This window comes from Mesorhizobium sp. Root695 (genome assembly GCF_001428185.1).
Taxonomy (GTDB): Bacteria; Pseudomonadota; Alphaproteobacteria; order Rhizobiales; family Rhizobiaceae; genus Mesorhizobium.
Genome location: NZ_LMHO01000012.1, coordinates 340,756 through 357,797 on the forward strand (window position 1 = coordinate 340,756; position 17,042 = coordinate 357,797).

The following is a 17,042-nucleotide window of genomic DNA, read 5'->3' on the forward strand; positions in this document are numbered from 1 at the left end:
GATAAAAACGCCAGGGCGAGATGATCGACGGTTTGGAATTAAGAGAGGCGTAAATGCGACTTGCGCTTGTGCAGGCGGGTTTGGGTGCAGGAGGGACGGAGCGTGTGGTCAGTCTGCTTGCCGCGGATCGATGCCGGCGCGGCGATGAAGTCCATCTGTTTGCTTTCGTGAGAGAAGAAGAAAAGAGCTACTTTGCCCTGCACCCGAATGTCACGGTTCACAAGCTTGTAGAGGATGAAGCTTCACGGCTTTCGAAATTCGGATTTGTCCGCAGCCTGCGGCGCGTGTTCATTTTGCGTGCAGAATTCAAAAATCTTCAGCCTACCCTGGTCGTTTCATTTCTAACAAAAATCAATATTCTCTGCCTGCTGGCGGCAAAAAACCTCGGCATCCGGGTCATTATCTCGGAACGAAACAATCCAAACGCGCAAAAAAAGCACTTCGCATGGCGCCTCGTTTCCGGGGTTATACTTCGATGGGCGGATCGGCTTGTCATGCAGACCGATGCGATTCTCACGACACTGCCGGATACGCTCAGAAGAAAGGCCTTCGTTATCGGGAATCCGTGCCAAGCAACCGATGCCCACAAGAACCAAGGCACCGAGACGTTTCGTCTGGTCGCCGTCGGACGTCTGGTGGAACAGAAGGGCTTCGATACGCTGATCAAGGCGTTTGCCAAGATCGCTACGGAATTTCCGGCATGGACATTGACGATTTTCGGCGAGGGACCGGATAGGGGTCTTCTTCAAAGTCAGATCGATGCACTTGATCTGAGGGACAGGGTAAAGCTTGACGGCATTACGGAGCGTCCGGGTGAATGGGCACGCGACGCCTCCCTGTTTGTCCTAACGTCACGGTATGAAGGCTTTCCCAACGTGCTGATCGAGGCTATGGCGGCCGGCCGGCCGGTCGTCGCAACGGACTGCGATTTCGGTCCATCCGAGATCATCGAGTCAGGCGTTTCGGGTTTGCTCGTGCCGGTTGACGATGTTGCCGAGTTGGCATCCGCAATGGCATGCCTGATGCGAGACAACGCTCTTCGCCAGAAAATGGGGCGATTAGCTCGCGAAACGAGCGCCCGGTTCTCAATGCAGGAGATCGCGGAAAAATGGAACACCGCTTTGACGAAATTCTGAAATTGAAAGCAATCGACACCGAACTCAGCCATTCAGGTTCTCGATCTGCAATCGAAATATCCGGTGTTGGACAAGAACATCTCAAGCGTTCTCAGGCGCTGTTCGGCGCAGGTCGAGTCCTTGTTCTGCCTTTCGAAATTATGTTTCACAACATCTCCCGTGACGTGGTTTAGCTTTTGATTATTACGGAGCGTCGCGGTTGGCCGGAGGGCGTATCAGCGAGCCGCGGCAGGCATGCCGACGAAAGGAGCATCGCTCATGAAACGCACGTTCGACCTGCTCGTTGCCGCCTGCCTTCTGCTGCTGATGTCGCCCTTCATCATGGTACTTTCAATTGCAGTCGCGCTGCTTCTTGGGCGTCCAGTTTTTTTCCGCCAGGAACGTCCCGGACTGCACGGAAAAACCTTCAAGATAATCAAGTTCAGAACGATGACCGATCGTCGGGATCGTCATGGCCGGCTGCTGCCCGATGCTTACAGGCTGACTGGCTTCGGTAACTTCCTGCGGGCAAGCAGCCTTGATGAGCTGCCCGAACTGATCAACGTATTGCGGGGCGAGATGAGCCTCGTCGGGCCTCGGCCTCTTTTGGTAGAATATCTGCCGCGCTATAGCCCTGAGCAGGCGCGTCGTCACGAAGTCACTCCTGGCATCACGGGCTTGGCGCAGGTGAAAGGCCGCAACGCACTTGATTGGGAGGACCGCTTCGCTCTGGACGTTTGGTATGTTGATCACCGGACATTCTGGCTCGACATAAGAATCCTCTGCCTGACCTTTTACAAGGTGTTCATCCGCGAGGGCATCAACCCCGCAGGACACATGACCATGCCCAAATTCAGGGGCTCGCAGGCTCCTGCGCCAAGCCCGCCATTAATGATATCCGGATCGCGCCTGCCACGGCTGGCTTTGAGGGTTGCAGTCTTGGGGGGGTTGCTAGAGCTCGGGATTGCGGGCTTCGTTTTCGTTGTGGATCCGTATGGGATTAGTCATCTTCCGGAGATTCGCGATTTCAATGCCGAAAAGACACATCGCCTCTCGATAGGCGCGAGTGCAGAGCACTCGCTACGTCTATGGCTTACCGACTACGATACCTTGATCCTCGGCGGCTCGCGGGCTCGCGTCGGTCTTGACCCAGCAGGACCGAGCCTCAACAGGCTAAAGGCCTACAATGCGGCAGTTCCCCGCGCGAGCATGGTCGAACTCTATGACATTGGCATGTTCGCCTTGGCTCATGACACGCCCCGCCGGGTGATCGTCAATCTCGATTTTTCCATGTTTGAGGCCGACCAAAAGGAAACGCAAGATTTTCCGGAATCCGGCTTTGCCGGGGTTCCAATGCCTATCGTTTATGCGCGCTCCTTGTTCTCCCCTGAAAGCTTTATCGACGCTTTGCGGACGGTGCACGCCAACAGCATTGGATTTCGAGAGACCGACAAGGAAGACGGTTTTCACCAGATCACGCTAGCGCACAATTACAGCTACAGACAGGTATCCGACCAGAAGCTGAATCGGTTGATGGCGGAGTTTTCGTCCCCCGGCAGCTTCGACTATGACCTGACCAGAATCGGCCTGTTGCGTGACCTGCTGGACCGCCTCACCGCCGCTGGCGTGGACGTCACGCTCTTCATTTCACCGATACATGCTCGTCAGATGGAAGCACTCAGGGCCATGGGGCTTCTCCCGGTTTACGACCGCTGGCGTATGGACCTCACATATGCTGTAGATCAGGTCAATGCATTCAAGACAGCCACGTCTGAAGTGAAACTGTGGGATTTTAGCGGCTATAACTCCATTACAATGGAAGACATTCCGGATCCGGGCGATCGTCATCAGGCGATGCGATGGTACTGGAACTCTGCGCGCTATACCCCGGCTTTGGGAGAGTTGATGCTGGATCGCATGCTCGGCGAGGCCTATTCGGGTCCGTCGGATTTCGGCGTATCTCTTACCGGATCCAACCTTGGATCAGTCCTCGACCAACAGCGAAAGAGGCGCGTCATATATGTTGCGCTTCATCCCGAGGAGATTGCTAAAATATGGAAGTATCTGATTTTCTTTAAGATGAGAGAGCCAAATACTTAAGATATTCTTGCCCTATCTGTTGAATGTAATTTATCATTCTAATTTTTCGCGCCGTATATATTCGGCGATGAACTCACCGTGAAGCTGCTTACCGCTAATGGAGTAGGCCGTCAGTCGTATCAGCGATCAGGTCCTAGCTTATTGGGGTTGCGACAGGACCAAACTTGGTCGTGGCGGCTTTCTGGTTTCTGCCGATGATGGAAGCCATCGGCAGAAACAGTCCCTGAGAACGACCAAGGGAAGTTTATTGCCGATCAAGAATGAGCGGGGCGACTTTGGCTACGGTTGCGATGATCGGAAGACTGGCTCAACGGGTTCTGCAAGCTGCCAGGCGCAAGAGTGCGGGCCGCACGCGCATGGCCAATATCGCACACCTTCTGACCGGCAACTTTCTTGGCTCATTGCTGGCACTTGTAGCCTTTACGCTTTCAGCACGAGCGCTTGGCGTGACGAACTATGGTGAGCTTGCATTGATTATTGCGTTCACAAGGGTCGTCGAGCGCGTTGTCAGCTTCCAGTCGTGGCAGCCCATTATCAAATACGCAGCCGGCCTGGACGCATCCGAGGGCCACGAGAATTTGCGCGTCCTCATGAAGTTTGGCCTGCTTATCGATGTCGGCGCCGCTGTCTGCGCCTGGGTCGTCGCCATTGGCGCTGCCCTTCTCATTGCGCCAGTTTTCGGTTGGTCGGCGCAGATCGTGCATCTTCTTGTTCTCTACTCCAGCGTTCTGCTGTTTCAGATTTCCGGCGTCCCCGTGGCTGTCCAACGCATGGCCGGAAACTTCCGCCTCCTCGCCTACGGGCAGCTGCTCAACGCCGTTCTGCGCGTGTTGCTGTGTCTCCTCGGCGTGCTGCTCAACGCCGATCTCGTTTATTTCACAGCGGTTTGGGCCGGAACGCAGATCCTCGGCTCCCTGACGCTCCTGACGCTGACCATGCGCGCGCTACACAAGCAGGGTGTCCACAATGTCCTGGGCGCGCCTTTGGCCGGCATCACACGCCGCTTCCCCGGCATTTGGAATTTCGCGTGGTCGTCCAACATTTCGCTCACTTTGCGCGCTAGCGCGCAAGAGCTCGATACGCTGCTGGTCGGATGGCTAGCCGACCCGGCCTCGGCTGGCTTGTACCAGATCGCCAAGCGCATAGGCCGCGTCGGCCAGCAAGTAGGCCCGCAGGTGCAGAACGTTCTCTATCCCGATGTTGCCCGCCTTTGGGCGAAAGGCAGCATCGAGGAATTCAAGCGGGTGATCTTTCAGGCCGAGGCCATGCTGCTCGGCTTTGGTGTCATTTGCATCCTGGTCGTGGCGGCGATCATCCGGCCGCTGCTCACCTGGACCGCGGGACCGGAGTTCATAGGCGCAGCCAGCCTCGTCGTCGTGCAGATGGTGGCGGTCACGTTCGTGCTTTCGGGCTCAGCCGCCCGCACGGCGCTGCTTGCCATGGGACGGCAACGTGAGGTGTTGCGCATTGTTGTCGTTGCGACAGCCGCCTTCCACATGACGGCCCTCCTGCTCATCCCGCGGATCGGCGCGATGGGCGGCAACATTGCCCATATCATCCTGGGCATTCTGTGGACCCTCGGCCTGGGGCTTTCGTTGCGAAAGGCGCTCAAGACCGTTCATCACCCCGACCGGCAGGTCCCGCCGGCAGACGCTCTCAACCAAGCAAGTCTTGCCCCTTCAAAGGCGATTTAGATGACCGTTGAACCCCAAGCCTCAACAACCTTGCCCACGGTACAGCGACGCCCTGCTCCTTCGTCGCCGTCCCTCACCCACCTGCAGCGGCTCGAGGCTGAATCGATCCATATCATGCGGGAGGTGGCAGCCGAATTGCGCAACCCCGTGATGTTGTATTCCGTGGGCAAGGATTCCGCGGTGATGTTGCATCTCGCGATGAAGGCCTTTCACCCGTCGCCGCTGCCGTTTCCCCTGCTCCACATCGACACGACCTGGAAGTTCAGGGAGATGATCCGCTTCCGCGATGAAACCGTTGCCCGGCTTGGTTTGAATCTGCTGGTGCGGCGCAACGAAGCCGGTCTCGCCGAGGGCATCACACCGTTTACCCACGACTCGTCGATCTACACGCAGATCATGAAGACCGAAGCGTTGAAATCGGCGCTGTCCTCGTTCGGCTTCGATGCCGCGTTCGGCGGGGCGCGGCGAGATGAGGAAAAAAGCCGCGCCAAGGAGCGGGTGTTTTCGCTGCGCAGCGACAGTCATGGCTGGGATCCAAAGAACCAGCGTCCGGAACTATGGAATCTCTACAACGGCCGGCTGAAGCCTGGGGAGTCTGTTCGCGTCTTTCCCCTCTCGAACTGGACCGAAACCGATATCTGGCAATACATCATGAGGGAGCGCATCCCGCTCGTGTCGCTCTACTTTGCAGCAAAGCGCCCGGTGGTGGAGCGCGACGGACAGTGGATCATGGTGGACGACGACCGTCTGCCGCTGCGCCCCGGGGAAGTGCCTGAGATGCGCTCGGTCCGCTTCCGCACCCTCGGTTGCTATCCACTCACCGCGGCCACCGAGAGCACAGCCGCGACGGTTCCCGAAGTGCTCCAGGAAATGCTTGCCTCGAGGACTTCCGAGCGATCGGGCCGCCTGATTGATCATGACGAGGCGGCGTCGATGGAAAAGAAAAAGCGTGAGGGGTACTTCTGATGCTGGGTTTTGCTCAAGCCGCGGACCTCGAAGCTTCCTTGGAGCGCGAGACCACTTCGCAGTACCTTCATGCCCATGAGCGGAAAAGCCTGTTGCGGTTTCTCACTTGCGGCAGCGTGGACGACGGCAAGTCGACACTGATCGGCAGGTTGCTTTACGACACCCAACGGCTGATGGAAGATCAACTCGCGGCCCTTGCGGTTGATTCACGGCGACACGGCACGACTGGCGACGATCTCGACTTCGCCCTTCTGGTCGACGGCCTCGCCAGTGAGCGCGAACAAGGCATCACGATCGATGTGGCCTATCGTTTCTTCGCCACCGAGCAGCGCAAGTTCATCGTCGCCGACACACCCGGCCATGAGCAATACACCCGCAACATGGCCACTGGCGCGTCCAACGCCGACCTCGCGGTCATCCTTGTCGATGCCCGGCAGGGAATCCTCACCCAGACCCGCCGGCATTCCTACATCGTTTCCCTGCTTGGCATCCGGCACGTTGTTCTGGCGATCAACAAGATCGACCTGGTTGGCTACTCGCAAGCTGTGTTCGACGAGATCGAGGCCGCCTATCGAAGTTTTGCGGAGCCGCTCGGCTTCGTTTCGCTACAGGCAATCCCACTGTCGGCTCGCTATGGCGACAATATTCTTTCCAGAAGTGCGAACCTCCCCTGGTATCAGGGCCCGACACTCATCGAGCATCTGGAAACTGTCGAGGTGGACAGTGACCGCCGTGCCGCTCCGTTCCGCATGCCGGTGCAATGGGTCAATCGTCCCAACCTCGACTTTCGCGGATTTGCCGGCACCATCGTAGCCGGAGTGGTGAGACCAGGAGACCGCGTGGCGGTGGCGCGCTCAGGCGTCACGACCTTGGTGAAGCGTATCGTCACCCAGGATGGGGACCTGTCGGAGGCGGGTGCCGGCGAGGCAGTCACGCTGACGCTTGAAGATGAGATCGACGTCTCCCGCGGCGACGTTCTGGCAGCTGCAGCCGAGCGCCCCGAAGTCTCCGATCAGTTTGCGGCGCACGTGCTGTGGATGCATGACGATCCATTGATCCCCGGCCGCCCCTACGTGATCAAGCTTGCCACCAGCGTAGTAGGTGCAAGCGTCACCGACATAAAACACAGACTGGATATCAACAATTTTGCAAAGCTCGCCACGAAAACTCTTGAAAAGAACGAAGTTGGCTTCATCAATCTGATGACGCAGGCGCCGCTTGCTTTCGACCCTTTCAGCCGGGTGCATGAAACCGGCGCGTTCATCATCATCGACCGGATGACCAATCATACGGTTGGCGCTGGAATGATCGACTTCAGTCTGCGCAGGGCGAGCAACATCCACTGGCAGGCACTGGACGTGGACATGAACGCGCGAGCGATCGCCAAGGGGCAAAGGCCAGCGGTGCTGTGGTTCACAGGCCTCTCGGGTGCCGGCAAGTCAACGATCGCAAATCTCGTGGAGAAGCGCCTTCATGCAAACGGCAAACACACCTATCTTCTGGATGGCGACAATGTTCGCCACGGCCTGAACAGGGACCTTGGCTTTACCGACGCAGATCGCGTCGAGAACATTCGGCGGGTGGCTGAAGCCGCCAAGCTGATGGTCGATGCGGGGCTGATAGCGCTGGCTTCCTTCATTTCGCCATTCCAGGCGGAACGCCGGATGGCGCGCGACCTCTTTGCCGACGGGCAGTTTATCGAGATCTTTGTCGATACGCCGCTGGAGGTGGCAGAAGGTCGTGATCCGAAGGGACTGTATCAACGCGCCCGAAATGGACTGATCCAGAATTTCACTGGCATTGGCAGTCCCTATGAGCGCCCCGAGGCTCCTCACATCACGATCACTCCAGATCTGAGCGCCGAGGAGGCTGCGGAACTGATCGTCAGCTATCTCGACCGCGGCAGCTATCTTGGAAACGTAACCGGGTAAGTCGGCGATGAGTGATGGGACTGGCCGAGAGCCGATACGGGTTTGCTTTCCATTTGTTGGTGACGATGTCGGCGGAAGTCACATCTCGGCACTTAAGCTCGTCCAGAATCTCGACACCTCAAGGGTCATTCCGGTTTTGGTGCTGCAAGAAACCATGGGGCCGCTCGCAGCGTTTCTGACACGGGAGAGCCAACCCTTCATGGGTTTGCCTCCTTTGACAACATTGCCCGCGAAAGGAACAACCTTGGGCGGTGTCGCCACCTATTTGACCAGCACGCTACCGCAGTTAAGCCGTTTTATCAGAGAGCAGAGGTTCGACATCATTCATACCAATGATGGGAGAACGCACATCAACTGGGGCATTGCGGCACGGTTTGCGGGCGCCCGACTGGTTTGGCATCATCGCGGCGATCCCGATGCAAAGGGCGCCAATATTCTTGGGCCGTTAATTGCGGATCGCATGGTGACCGTGTCGCGATTCTCGCGGCCGAAGCATCCGATCAGATCCTTCAATGGGCGCCTCAGCGTCATCCACAGTCCCTTCGACCAGCCATCGGTCGTTCCTGATAGGGCCGCAGCCAAGGCCACGCTTCTGAAAGAGCTCGGCCTAGCACCAGGCACACGCGTCCTGAGCTTCATCGGTGGGCTGATCGAACGAAAGCGGCCGCTCCTCTTCATCGACATACTTGACCGTTTCGTGCGGGAGCATCCGCAAATCCCGGTCGTCGGCTGCGTGTTCGGGAATTCACCTGCGGGCTCGCAAGATCTTGAATCGGCCGCCCGCATACGCTGCTCCGAGCGCGGGCTCGGCCAAGCGGTGCGCTTCATGGGTTTTCGCAACCCGATCGAACCTTTCCTCGCGGCAACGGACGTTCTGGTCGTTCCCGCCATGGGAGAGCCCTTCGGCCGGACCCTTATCGAGGCGATGTTCCTCGGGACGCCGGTGGTTGCGACCGATCATGGCGGCAACCCGGAAGCCATCGAGAATGAGCGGACCGGATTTCTGGTCACACCGGAAGACGCGGGGGCTTTCATGGAGCCGCTATCGCGGTTGCTGTCCAATCCGCGGCTCTGGGCCCGGATCAGCGACGCAGCCCGTGACCACGCCTTCTTCTCCTACAGCACGCACCGCCATGTCGAAAATGTCATGAAGATCTATGACGGGGCGCTTTGCTCTCGCAAAGCCGGCTTGGCTTTCGATCTAACAAGCGAAATCGGCGGTTAAAGGGATTTGGCAATGCGGGCAGAGGACCTCGACTTCCTTGTCATCGGAGCCGCAAAAAGCGCGACGACCTGGCAGCAGCAGCAGCTTCAAGCCGATCCGGGCTTCAGCACGCCGGATCCCGAGCTGCACTATCTCAGTCGCTTCTATGACCGTGGCGACACCCGAGGGAAGGGCCTCCATTGCCATGAGTGAATTTCGCGAAAAGTCAGCTGCGCTATTGACATATAGCTCCCCCGGCATTGATCGACGTCTGCCTCACGAAGGCCATGTTGCTGCTCGCGATGCGAACCAAGACAAGGAAGCTGCCCAGAGTGGGATCGTTACTACGACCCAGGCCGGTCAAGTTGGATATCGCCGCGAAATTGACGGCCTGAGGGCGATCGCCGTCGTTCTGGTGATTCTCTATCATTCAGGGTTTCGCGTCGCAGGCCATGACCCTTTTGCGGGTGGCTTTATTGGTGTTGACATTTTTTTTGTTATTAGCGGCTATCTGATTGGCTCGATTGTACAGCGGGAAGTCATGAATGGGACTTTCTCGTTCGCCAGCTTCTACGAGCGTCGGGCGAGACGGATCTTACCTGCACTGTATACCGTCCTAGCAGTAACGATCCCCCTCGCTTGGCTATATCTGCTGCCTGGTGCCTTTCGAGACTATTCAGCGAGCCTTTTGGCAACCGTTTTTTCAGCCTCCAACATATACTTCTGGCATGTCGCGAGCTATGACGCCGCCGACAATCTTTTTCGACCTCTAATTCATACCTGGAGCTTGGGCATCGAAGAGCAATTCTACGTGATCTTTCCTTGCTTTCTCCTATTGACTTGGAAATATTCTCGAAAGTTTCTAACTGTCATCCTATGCTTTGGGCTCGTCGTTTCATTCATTCTTGCGGAGTGGATGACACGGCATTTGCCGGACGCATCTTTTTTTCTACTGCCGCCTCGAATTTGGGAACTAGGGTTGGGGGTGTTTCTGGCAAGACGCGAATTGGCTGGCGGCCGGCTTGTGTCGATGCGCTCTTCACGAGTCGCGCCTGCGGTTGGTTTGGCGCTCCTGATCGTCGCGGTGCCGCTCATGCGACCGCAGTGGCACCACCCAGGACTTGTAACGCTGATCCCGATTGCAGGAACGGCGTTGCTTATCTGGTATACAGGGCACGGCGATCCCATTACCCGAGCGCTTTCCTCCCGACCGTTCGTATTTGTCGGCCTGATATCCTATTCTCTCTATCTTTGGCATCAGCCGATATTTGCTTTCGGAAGAATGACCGCCACCGCTTCCGTCGATGATGCGATGGTGCTTTTTTGGATTTTAGTGTCAATTATACTTGCTATTGCGACCTACCGTTTCGTTGAGATTCCGACCCGCAGCAGAAAGCGAACCAGCAAAAGCGTTATATGGCTGATTGCCTCCCTCGGGGCCGTCTTACTCAGCGGGGGCGGATACTACTGGTATGTCCAAAATGGCATGCCAAGCCGTTTTGCAGACGGTCTTGCCCCGATTGCCGCTGCATCCAATGTAAGCGAGGCGGAGATCTTTCAGAACGGGAAGAGCTGTCTCAACTTTGTGCCTGAACAAGGCCCTTGTACCTTTCATGGCTCGAATCCCGAGGGCTATGCCCTCGTTAGTTTGGGTGACTCTCACGCTCGTACTCTGCTTGGTCCAATGCGGGTCAGCCTCGACAGCTACCGAGATATCGCCTCGTTCACACCGCTCAATCGCGGCGGCTGCGTATTTCTCCTCGGTTTGCAAAGGGTTGACGTGGACCAACCGGGGTGTCCAGGCGACTACAATGACAAGAGGCTCGACTATGTAAGCAGGCTGAAGCGACCGATCGCCGTGCTCTTGTGGCGTCTCCCTATTCTCGTGGAGCAGAGTCGTTATGACAATGGCGAGGGGGGCATCGAGCCGGGCGACGATCATCCGCATTTGGCCAAGCTGGGTGAAACCGGGCCCGCCGATCCGGCTGCAGTCGCCACGGCCATTTCCCACACTGTGGGCACACTTCTGGAACGCGGGGTGAAGGTTGTCTTAGTCTATCCTATCCCGGAGATGGGTTGGAACGTCCCGCAGGTGCTTCTCATGCGGGCCAGACGCCAGAACGATCCTGCAGCTTATATGCAGGCGGAACCGATTTCGGTTTCCTACGAGGATTTCCGCAGGCGAACGCAACGGACATACGCACTATACGATCATGTAGTATCCGATCCAAATCTCGTGCGTGTGTATCCGGAGAAGGTCTTCTGCGATCAACAGCGCTGTTTCGCTAACCAAGGCTCTCAGGTTTTTTATCGGGACGACAACCACCTCAGCGAAACGGGCGCGTCCAAGCTCAATACTTTGATCATGGACGCCATCAAAGAACGGTGGGGGAAATGACGGATGACAGGCGAAGGAAGAAGCGTGGACCTTTCGACGGGTGAGACCTTATGCGACGTCTCAGCACGGAAGCGACAAGGCGGCCCTTGCAGTAGTGCTCGACGCTATGCCTTGCGGTGGTATATTTCGAAATACGGGTCCAAAGAGTTGGCAATTTTCTCATCCAGGTAGGCGATCTCGTCTCTGTCGAAATAGTCAACATAACCACCAATTTTACCACGCCGTACCTTAAAACTGTCGGGGTTCGACTGATCCGTCGGGCGCATTCTTTCGTGGCCGAAAGCGTCTGCCATTTCGATCTTTCGCAAATTCTCGAAAGAGCCAAAGCTTGTCGCTTCGTCGAGAATCATTTCCGGCACGCCCTGAATGCCCAGAAAATCCAACGCCGTGCGAAGCGCCGATTTTGGAGATTGGTGCATATGTTCGTAGGATAGAATTTGAAATGCTTTCACCCTGTCGCGGTTGTGTGCCCAAGCGTTATAGAACGCTATGATGGAATCAATGCTGCCAACATCTTGGACCAGAAATTCACTGATCGTTCCGTCAAACACCTTCATTCGATGCGTTGCGTCGAAATAATATGAAACAAGCACGTCTCTCGGATCCCGAACCAGAAATAGGATTTTTTTTCCTGAATATTTTGACTTGTCGATCTGGATCTCGCCAGGGCGCTTAAGGTTTGGGCTGTCGTCGTGAGAAAAACCAATGCAAGGGATCTTCGACGAGATCTTCCAGAAGTGCTGGATTTCCATTGGATTCTGCAAGTTAAGGCCGTAGTGTTTATCGATGACGCGGCCAACCATAGTGCGTAGCCATGTTCGACCGCATTTCGGGTATGAAAGCACAAAGGAGTCCCGCGACCAAAAGATCATTTGGCGGCGCAACGCTCCCAGGGGACCCGAGTAGCGTATTTTCTTTGGGACAATGGCTTCGCCAAGGAAAAAGGAACCGTCGCGAAGATTGTTCTTCAACCGTCCGAGCATAGAAAGCTTCCTTTGCTAGCATGAGCCTGGCGCATTAGCGTGGTCGATAACGAAGGTGCCGAAGAGCGGGATCGCCGGATCGAAACTCAAGCGACCCATTTTGATCTCCGGTGGGTTGTAGCGTCATTGTAAGCCACTGCGTCATCATTCAAGACATTACGGGCGATGTGTGTGCAAGCCGTTCTCCCAGGTAATAGCATCCTCCTGTTTGCAAGAAATCTCTGCAATTTGGGCTAAAGTCGATCAGCTTGGCACGCTGGTGCAACGGGTCGTGTCTGGCTGGCTGGTCCAGACTGGCGGAAGTACCTCTTTGGATTAACATTGGCAAAGTCCCGCCTGTGGATCCGGTATGTACTCCATGCACAAAAGCATGTGTTGCGTCGAAAGCAGGCAGAGCGCTCCATAGCAACATAAAATCGTAGCCTCGGATCCGAACGACAGCAGGTCAACCTGTTCTTGATTGAACAAGGGAATGGCCGTCGCGGATCGATGTCTGCGAGTTCAATCAGCTGCACATATTAACGCGCCCTCTGGAGCGCGGCGGCTTAGCTTTGTCGAGGTCCTAGGATGAGCCAGTCAGATCAGCCGTTTGAGGCAGTCGGTCCACTTGGAGGCCAATCCCTTTTAATGGCCACTGCAATCGCTCTCGGCCGTCTTGTCAGCAAACCGCGCACAATTGTTCATGTTCTGTCGTACTTGCGTCGACGGGTGATCGGGCGCGCCAAGGCCGTTGGCAAGAATCTTCATCTCTACGTCTTCGATCTGGCGATGGCGCTCGCGGCCCTGTCGTTTGCTTCATTCATGCGACTGGGCCTTGACGGAGATGTCACCAGTCCGGAAAGCTACCATTCGCTGCTTTTCGCACTCCCCTGTTTCCTGCTCACATGCGCCGTGGTCTTCCCGGTGACTTGCCTCTACACCCGCAACTGGCGATATGCATCCGTCGACGACATGCTCGGTATCCTTCGCGCGGTAATAGTCGCATCGCTCGCCTTCGTTTTTGTGATGTTTGTGGCGACACGGCTCGATTCGATCCCGCGCTCGGTGATGGCGATCGAGGTTCTGTTGCTCGTGCCGCTGCTCATCTCAGTTCGAATCCGCTCCAAGCTCCTTGAAGTAAGCCGCTTTGGCCCGGCCGCGAGCAGGGCAAAGAATGGATGCGACATGGTCCCTGTCCTGCTGATCGGTGCAGGCGATGCGGCTGATCTTTATATTCGCGCGCTGCAGCGGGACCCGGATGCACGCCATTGGCCGGTCGGCCTGCTGGAAAGAGGTGCGGCCACCGAGGGCTATTTTCTGCGTGGCGTGCCGATCTTGGGCGACATCGCTGATTTCGACGCGGTGATTAGCGATCTGGAGGGCCGCGGCATCAAACCCCGGCACGTGATCTTCACTGAACGAGTGCCTGGTCTCGTCGACCCAGCGCTCGAAGCGCTGATCGACCGGGCCGAACGTCTGGGCATCGCTGTCTCTCGCCCTGCCCCCGTCCTGGAACTGCGCAATCCCAAACACGAGAGTCGCTTCGAATTGCGTCCGATCGAACTTACCGACCTGCTGGAAAGGCCGCAGGCGGTGCTTGATAAGGGTGCGTTGTCGCGAATGATCGGAAACAGTCGCATCGTTGTGACTGGCGCCGGCGGCTCGATCGGCGGCGAACTTACACAGCAGATTGCCGCGCTTGGTCCGGCCGAAGTGATCCTGATCGATAACAGCGAATACAATTTATACGCCATCGATCTGGAGTTGGCGGAGAAATTCCCGAATGTGCGCCGGAAGCCATATATCTGTGACGTGCGCGACCCTGTTCGCCTGGGCGAGATCTTCCAACGGCATGGCGTCGACCTGGTCTTCCATGCGGCGGCGCTCAAACATGTGCCAATGGTCGAACTGAATCCCTGCGAGGGCGTCCTTACCAATGTCATCGGGACAATGAATGTCGCAGAAGCCGCGCGCCTTTGCGGTGCGAAGGCAATGGTCCAGATATCCACGGACAAGGTTGTGAACACGACCAACGTCATGGGCGCCACCAAGCGCCTGGCTGAACTCTATTGCCAGTCCCTGGACCTCGCTGTTGTCGCCAGTGACACACCCGCCCGCTTCATGACCGTTCGTTTCGGCAATGTTCTGGGCTCAAGTGGATCGCTGATCCCGCTGTTCAAGCGCCAACTTGCCCACGGCGGCCCGCTGACCGTAACCGATATGGAGATGAAGCGCTTCTTCATGACGATAAGGGAGGCGGTTGAACTCACCTTGCAGGCATCGGCCCACGGCCTGGAAAAGAGCCTAGGACAGGGCGAAATCTTCGTTCTCGACATGGGAGCGCCAATCAAGATCATCGACATGGCGCGCCGCATGATCAAGCTCGCAGGGTTTCGGCCGGATGAAGACATCAAGATCAAGATTGTGGGATGCCGGCCTGGAGAAAAGCTGTTCGAGGAGCTTTTCGACGAAAGAGAAAGACGTGTCGACGTCCCTATTTCCGGGGTCTTGGGTGCCGTGCCCAACCCGGTGCCCCTTGACACGCTGCGCAAGGCATTTTCGCAATTGCGCCGCCTGGCGAGAGCTGGCGACACTACGGGAGTGTTGAACCTTGTTGCGGAGCTGCTTCCCAGCTACCGTCGAGAGGAACCAAAACCCACGGCGGCCACTCCGGCGCCATTCGTGCCTCATGTGATACTCGGTTCGGCCAAGGCGACCACCACGCCTCCACACGAGGCGGCGGCCTGATGCCCGGCGGGAGCGCTGCCGTGCCAAGACATATTGCCTCGGTTCTGTTCGTTGCGCTGTCGTGCGGTACTGCACTGGCCGGAGCACCTCAACCAACTGTGGCCGAGGCACGGAGCGCGATCGAGCGCGCAGGGGTCTACTTCCGCGATCATCTCGGAGTGGCAGGAACTTATGTATGGAAATATTCGCTTGATGGCCAAAGGAGGGTGGGCGAAGGCGGCGCCGTGCCCACAAGCGTTGGCTGGGTACAGCCGCCTGGCACGCCGGCCGTCGGAGCTGCCTTCCTGCGCATTTTCGAGGTTACCGGCGACAAGCAATGGCTTCAGTCTGCCCAGCTTGTGGCGACGGCTCTCGTCAAGACGCAGCTGGAGTCCGGCGGATGGTTTTACAAGATCGAGACCGACCCGCAAAAGGCGGCGACATGGTGCTACCGCGCACTGATGGTGGGCGGTAAAACCTGTAACGACATCAAGGACAACCCGCATCGCAACGAGACTGTGCTCGACGACAACAACACACAGAGCGTGCTGAATTTCCTGATGTGGTTCGACCAGGCGAGCAGCGGTTCGGATCCCCACGTCCGTCTCTGCATTGACAAAGCACTTCATCGATTGATGCGCGTGCAGTATCCAAATGGGGCCTTTCCGGTCTTCTTCAAGGGCGCCGCGCCGGGTGCGGATGTGGAGACAGCCGCCAAGGCAAGTATGCCGGCCAGTTGGTCTCACGACTGGCAGAAGCCTGATCGTCCGCCCTACTTCATCGTCAACGACAATCTCCCCCGCGATATGGGTCGCCTCTTTCTCAACGCCTACCGCACATATCATGATCCCGCATATCTCAAGGCAGCGGAGAAGGTCGGTGATTTTCTGCTTGCGGCCCAGTTGCCCGCCCCGCAACAGGGTTGGGCTCAGGGTTACGATCGTTCCATGCAGCCGGTATGGGGTCGCAAGTTTGAGCCGCCAGCCGTCGTCTCGCGCGAAACCGCCGGCAATATCGATTACCTAATCGAGTTGAACGAACAGAACAAGGATGCGCGGCTGCTGGACGCGGCAGCATCCGCGGCCACCTGGCTGCAGGCGGCGCGCCTGCCCGACGGCAGATGGGCTCGTTTCTATGAACTCAACACCAACCGGCCGGTTTACATTGATGATCGTGGCAAGGTGACCTTCGAGGACAAGAACCTCTTGCAACACTACGGCATGAAAACGGGTGCAGAGATCGAGCCGGTATTCGCTCGGCTGGAGCTTGCCAGGCGCGGCCTGACGGTTTCCAATCAACAGCTGTGGATCAATGCCGCGGATGAGTTGAGCGCTGACGAACTGAGCTCCGAGGTGCGTCACCTCGTCGACAGTCAGGATGCCCAAGGACGCTGGGTCGAGGGCCGGTTTGTCATGGGAGAGGACTTTGTCGACGGGGTGTTCGCTCTCGCTCGTTTTATCTCCCCGCAAGCATCAGAATCGGCGAAGTAGTTTCCGCACATCGCCTGCTCGTCATTGGGTTTGACCAGTGGCAGTCCGGCCTCGGCGAGATGGCACTCAAACCCGCGATGATAGGGACTTGCCGGCTCGTAGACGATCCGGGTGACCTCGGAGCCGATCCAGCGCATCAGCGCCTTGTGGCCCTTGACCGTGTTGTCGAAGCGGCGGCTCACGGCGTCAGGGAAGCGACAGGCGTCGAGGGCCTCTTCGAGATGTCGACGCCAATGGTAATCTCCGTCATCTTTTGCCGTGCCTCTGCTTGTCATGCGCAGCTCAAACTGCGCGTATCCGTTCAGGCCTTCGGGAAAAGACGAGGGTGATCAAACTTTAGCTCGGCCCCTCAAATGGCCAGCGCGTCGACGATCCATCCCTCGCCGCTGACGAGAGAGCTGCTACTCTCTCCCAGCGGTTCATTCTCGCCCCTTCGGCCAAAATTGTCATAAGAC

Annotated in this window: 11 protein-coding genes and 1 pseudogene; 11 read left to right on the forward strand and 1 reads right to left on the reverse strand. The window is 57.3% G+C overall.

The window, feature by feature from the left end; all coding sequences use genetic code 11:
- Nucleotides 1-53: 53 nt before the first annotated feature.
- The 9 genes and pseudogenes from ASD99_RS14605 to ASD99_RS14640 all read left to right on the forward strand — a co-directional run bounded on the left by ASD99_RS14605 (nt 54) and on the right by ASD99_RS14640 (nt 11,408).
- Complete coding sequence (locus ASD99_RS14605) at nt 54-1,136, forward strand: glycosyltransferase family 4 protein (RefSeq protein ID WP_057144053.1); 1,083 nt, start codon at nt 54-56, stop codon at nt 1,134-1,136.
- On the forward strand, nt 1,109-1,309 hold the full coding sequence (locus ASD99_RS33310) for a hypothetical protein (protein ID WP_156388982.1): 201 nt from the start codon (nt 1,109-1,111) through the stop codon (nt 1,307-1,309). Before ASD99_RS14605 ends, ASD99_RS33310 begins: the two co-directional genes overlap by 28 nt.
- Before the next feature lie 85 nt (nt 1,310-1,394).
- A complete protein-coding gene (locus ASD99_RS35275) occupies nt 1,395-3,215 on the forward strand; it encodes a sugar transferase (protein ID WP_082525204.1) in 1,821 nt (606 codons plus the stop codon).
- A gap of 356 nt (nt 3,216-3,571) precedes the next feature.
- Nucleotides 3,572-4,909 carry a lipopolysaccharide biosynthesis protein gene (locus tag ASD99_RS14615; protein WP_244497745.1) on the forward strand — a complete coding sequence of 446 codons (1,338 nt, stop codon included), beginning with the start codon at nt 3,572-3,574 and terminating at the stop codon, nt 4,907-4,909.
- The gene (gene cysD / locus ASD99_RS14620; RefSeq protein ID WP_244482719.1) at nt 4,910-5,875 is read left to right on the forward strand and encodes a sulfate adenylyltransferase subunit CysD; all 966 of its coding nucleotides are present in this window, start codon (nt 4,910-4,912) and stop codon (nt 5,873-5,875) included. It abuts the gene before it with no gap.
- Complete coding sequence (cysN, locus tag ASD99_RS14625) at nt 5,875-7,806, forward strand: sulfate adenylyltransferase subunit CysN (protein WP_057144055.1); 1,932 nt, start codon at nt 5,875-5,877, stop codon at nt 7,804-7,806. The genes cysD and cysN overlap by 1 nt, the downstream gene beginning before the upstream one ends.
- A gap of 7 nt (nt 7,807-7,813) precedes the next feature.
- Entirely contained in the window at nt 7,814-9,031 is a 1,218-nt protein-coding gene (locus ASD99_RS32180; RefSeq protein ID WP_082583271.1) for a glycosyltransferase family 4 protein, read from the forward strand.
- 12 nt (nt 9,032-9,043) lie between these two features.
- A pseudogene (locus tag ASD99_RS14635) lies at nt 9,044-9,190 on the forward strand (sulfotransferase); the annotation flags it as partial.
- A 25-nt stretch (nt 9,191-9,215) separates the two neighbouring features.
- On the forward strand, nt 9,216-11,408 hold the full coding sequence (locus ASD99_RS14640) for an acyltransferase family protein (RefSeq protein ID WP_162256692.1): 2,193 nt from the start codon (nt 9,216-9,218) through the stop codon (nt 11,406-11,408).
- A gap of 104 nt (nt 11,409-11,512) precedes the next feature.
- Here ASD99_RS14640 and ASD99_RS14645 read toward each other — a convergent pair whose 3' ends face one another.
- Nucleotides 11,513-12,391 carry a sulfotransferase domain-containing protein gene (locus tag ASD99_RS14645; protein WP_082583273.1) on the reverse strand — a complete coding sequence of 293 codons (879 nt, stop codon included), beginning with the start codon at nt 12,389-12,391 and terminating at the stop codon, nt 11,513-11,515.
- 627 nt (nt 12,392-13,018) lie between these two features.
- On the opposite strand from ASD99_RS14645, the gene ASD99_RS14650 reads away from it, so the two are divergent.
- Together ASD99_RS14650 and ASD99_RS14655 are read left to right on the forward strand one after the other, a co-directional pair.
- Nucleotides 13,019-15,118: a nucleoside-diphosphate sugar epimerase/dehydratase gene (locus ASD99_RS14650; RefSeq protein WP_244497747.1), complete on the forward strand. Its 2,100-nt coding sequence runs from the start codon at nt 13,019-13,021 to the stop codon at nt 15,116-15,118.
- Nucleotides 15,119-15,138: 20 nt separating this feature from the next.
- A complete protein-coding gene (locus ASD99_RS14655) occupies nt 15,139-16,587 on the forward strand; it encodes a pectate lyase (protein WP_162256693.1) in 1,449 nt (482 codons plus the stop codon).
- Nucleotides 16,588-17,042 lie beyond the last annotated feature (455 nt).

Coding starts and splice junctions, on each gene's coding strand:
- ASD99_RS14640 (WP_162256692.1), top strand. CDS start 9,216: ATGAGTGAATTTCGCGAAAAGTCAGCTGCGCTATTGACATATAGCTCC.
- cysD (WP_244482719.1), top strand. CDS start 4,910: ATGACCGTTGAACCCCAAGCCTCAACAACCTTGCCCACGGTACAGCGA.
- ASD99_RS14645 (WP_082583273.1), bottom strand. CDS start 12,391: ATGCTCGGACGGTTGAAGAACAATCTTCGCGACGGTTCCTTTTTCCTT.
- ASD99_RS14615 (WP_244497745.1), top strand. CDS start 3,572: ATGGCCAATATCGCACACCTTCTGACCGGCAACTTTCTTGGCTCATTG.
- cysN (WP_057144055.1), top strand. CDS start 5,875: ATGCTGGGTTTTGCTCAAGCCGCGGACCTCGAAGCTTCCTTGGAGCGC.
- ASD99_RS32180 (WP_082583271.1), top strand. CDS start 7,814: ATGAGTGATGGGACTGGCCGAGAGCCGATACGGGTTTGCTTTCCATTT.
- ASD99_RS14650 (WP_244497747.1), top strand. CDS start 13,019: ATGGCCACTGCAATCGCTCTCGGCCGTCTTGTCAGCAAACCGCGCACA.
- ASD99_RS35275 (WP_082525204.1), top strand. CDS start 1,395: ATGAAACGCACGTTCGACCTGCTCGTTGCCGCCTGCCTTCTGCTGCTG.
- ASD99_RS33310 (WP_156388982.1), top strand. CDS start 1,109: ATGGAACACCGCTTTGACGAAATTCTGAAATTGAAAGCAATCGACACC.
- ASD99_RS14605 (WP_057144053.1), top strand. CDS start 54: ATGCGACTTGCGCTTGTGCAGGCGGGTTTGGGTGCAGGAGGGACGGAG.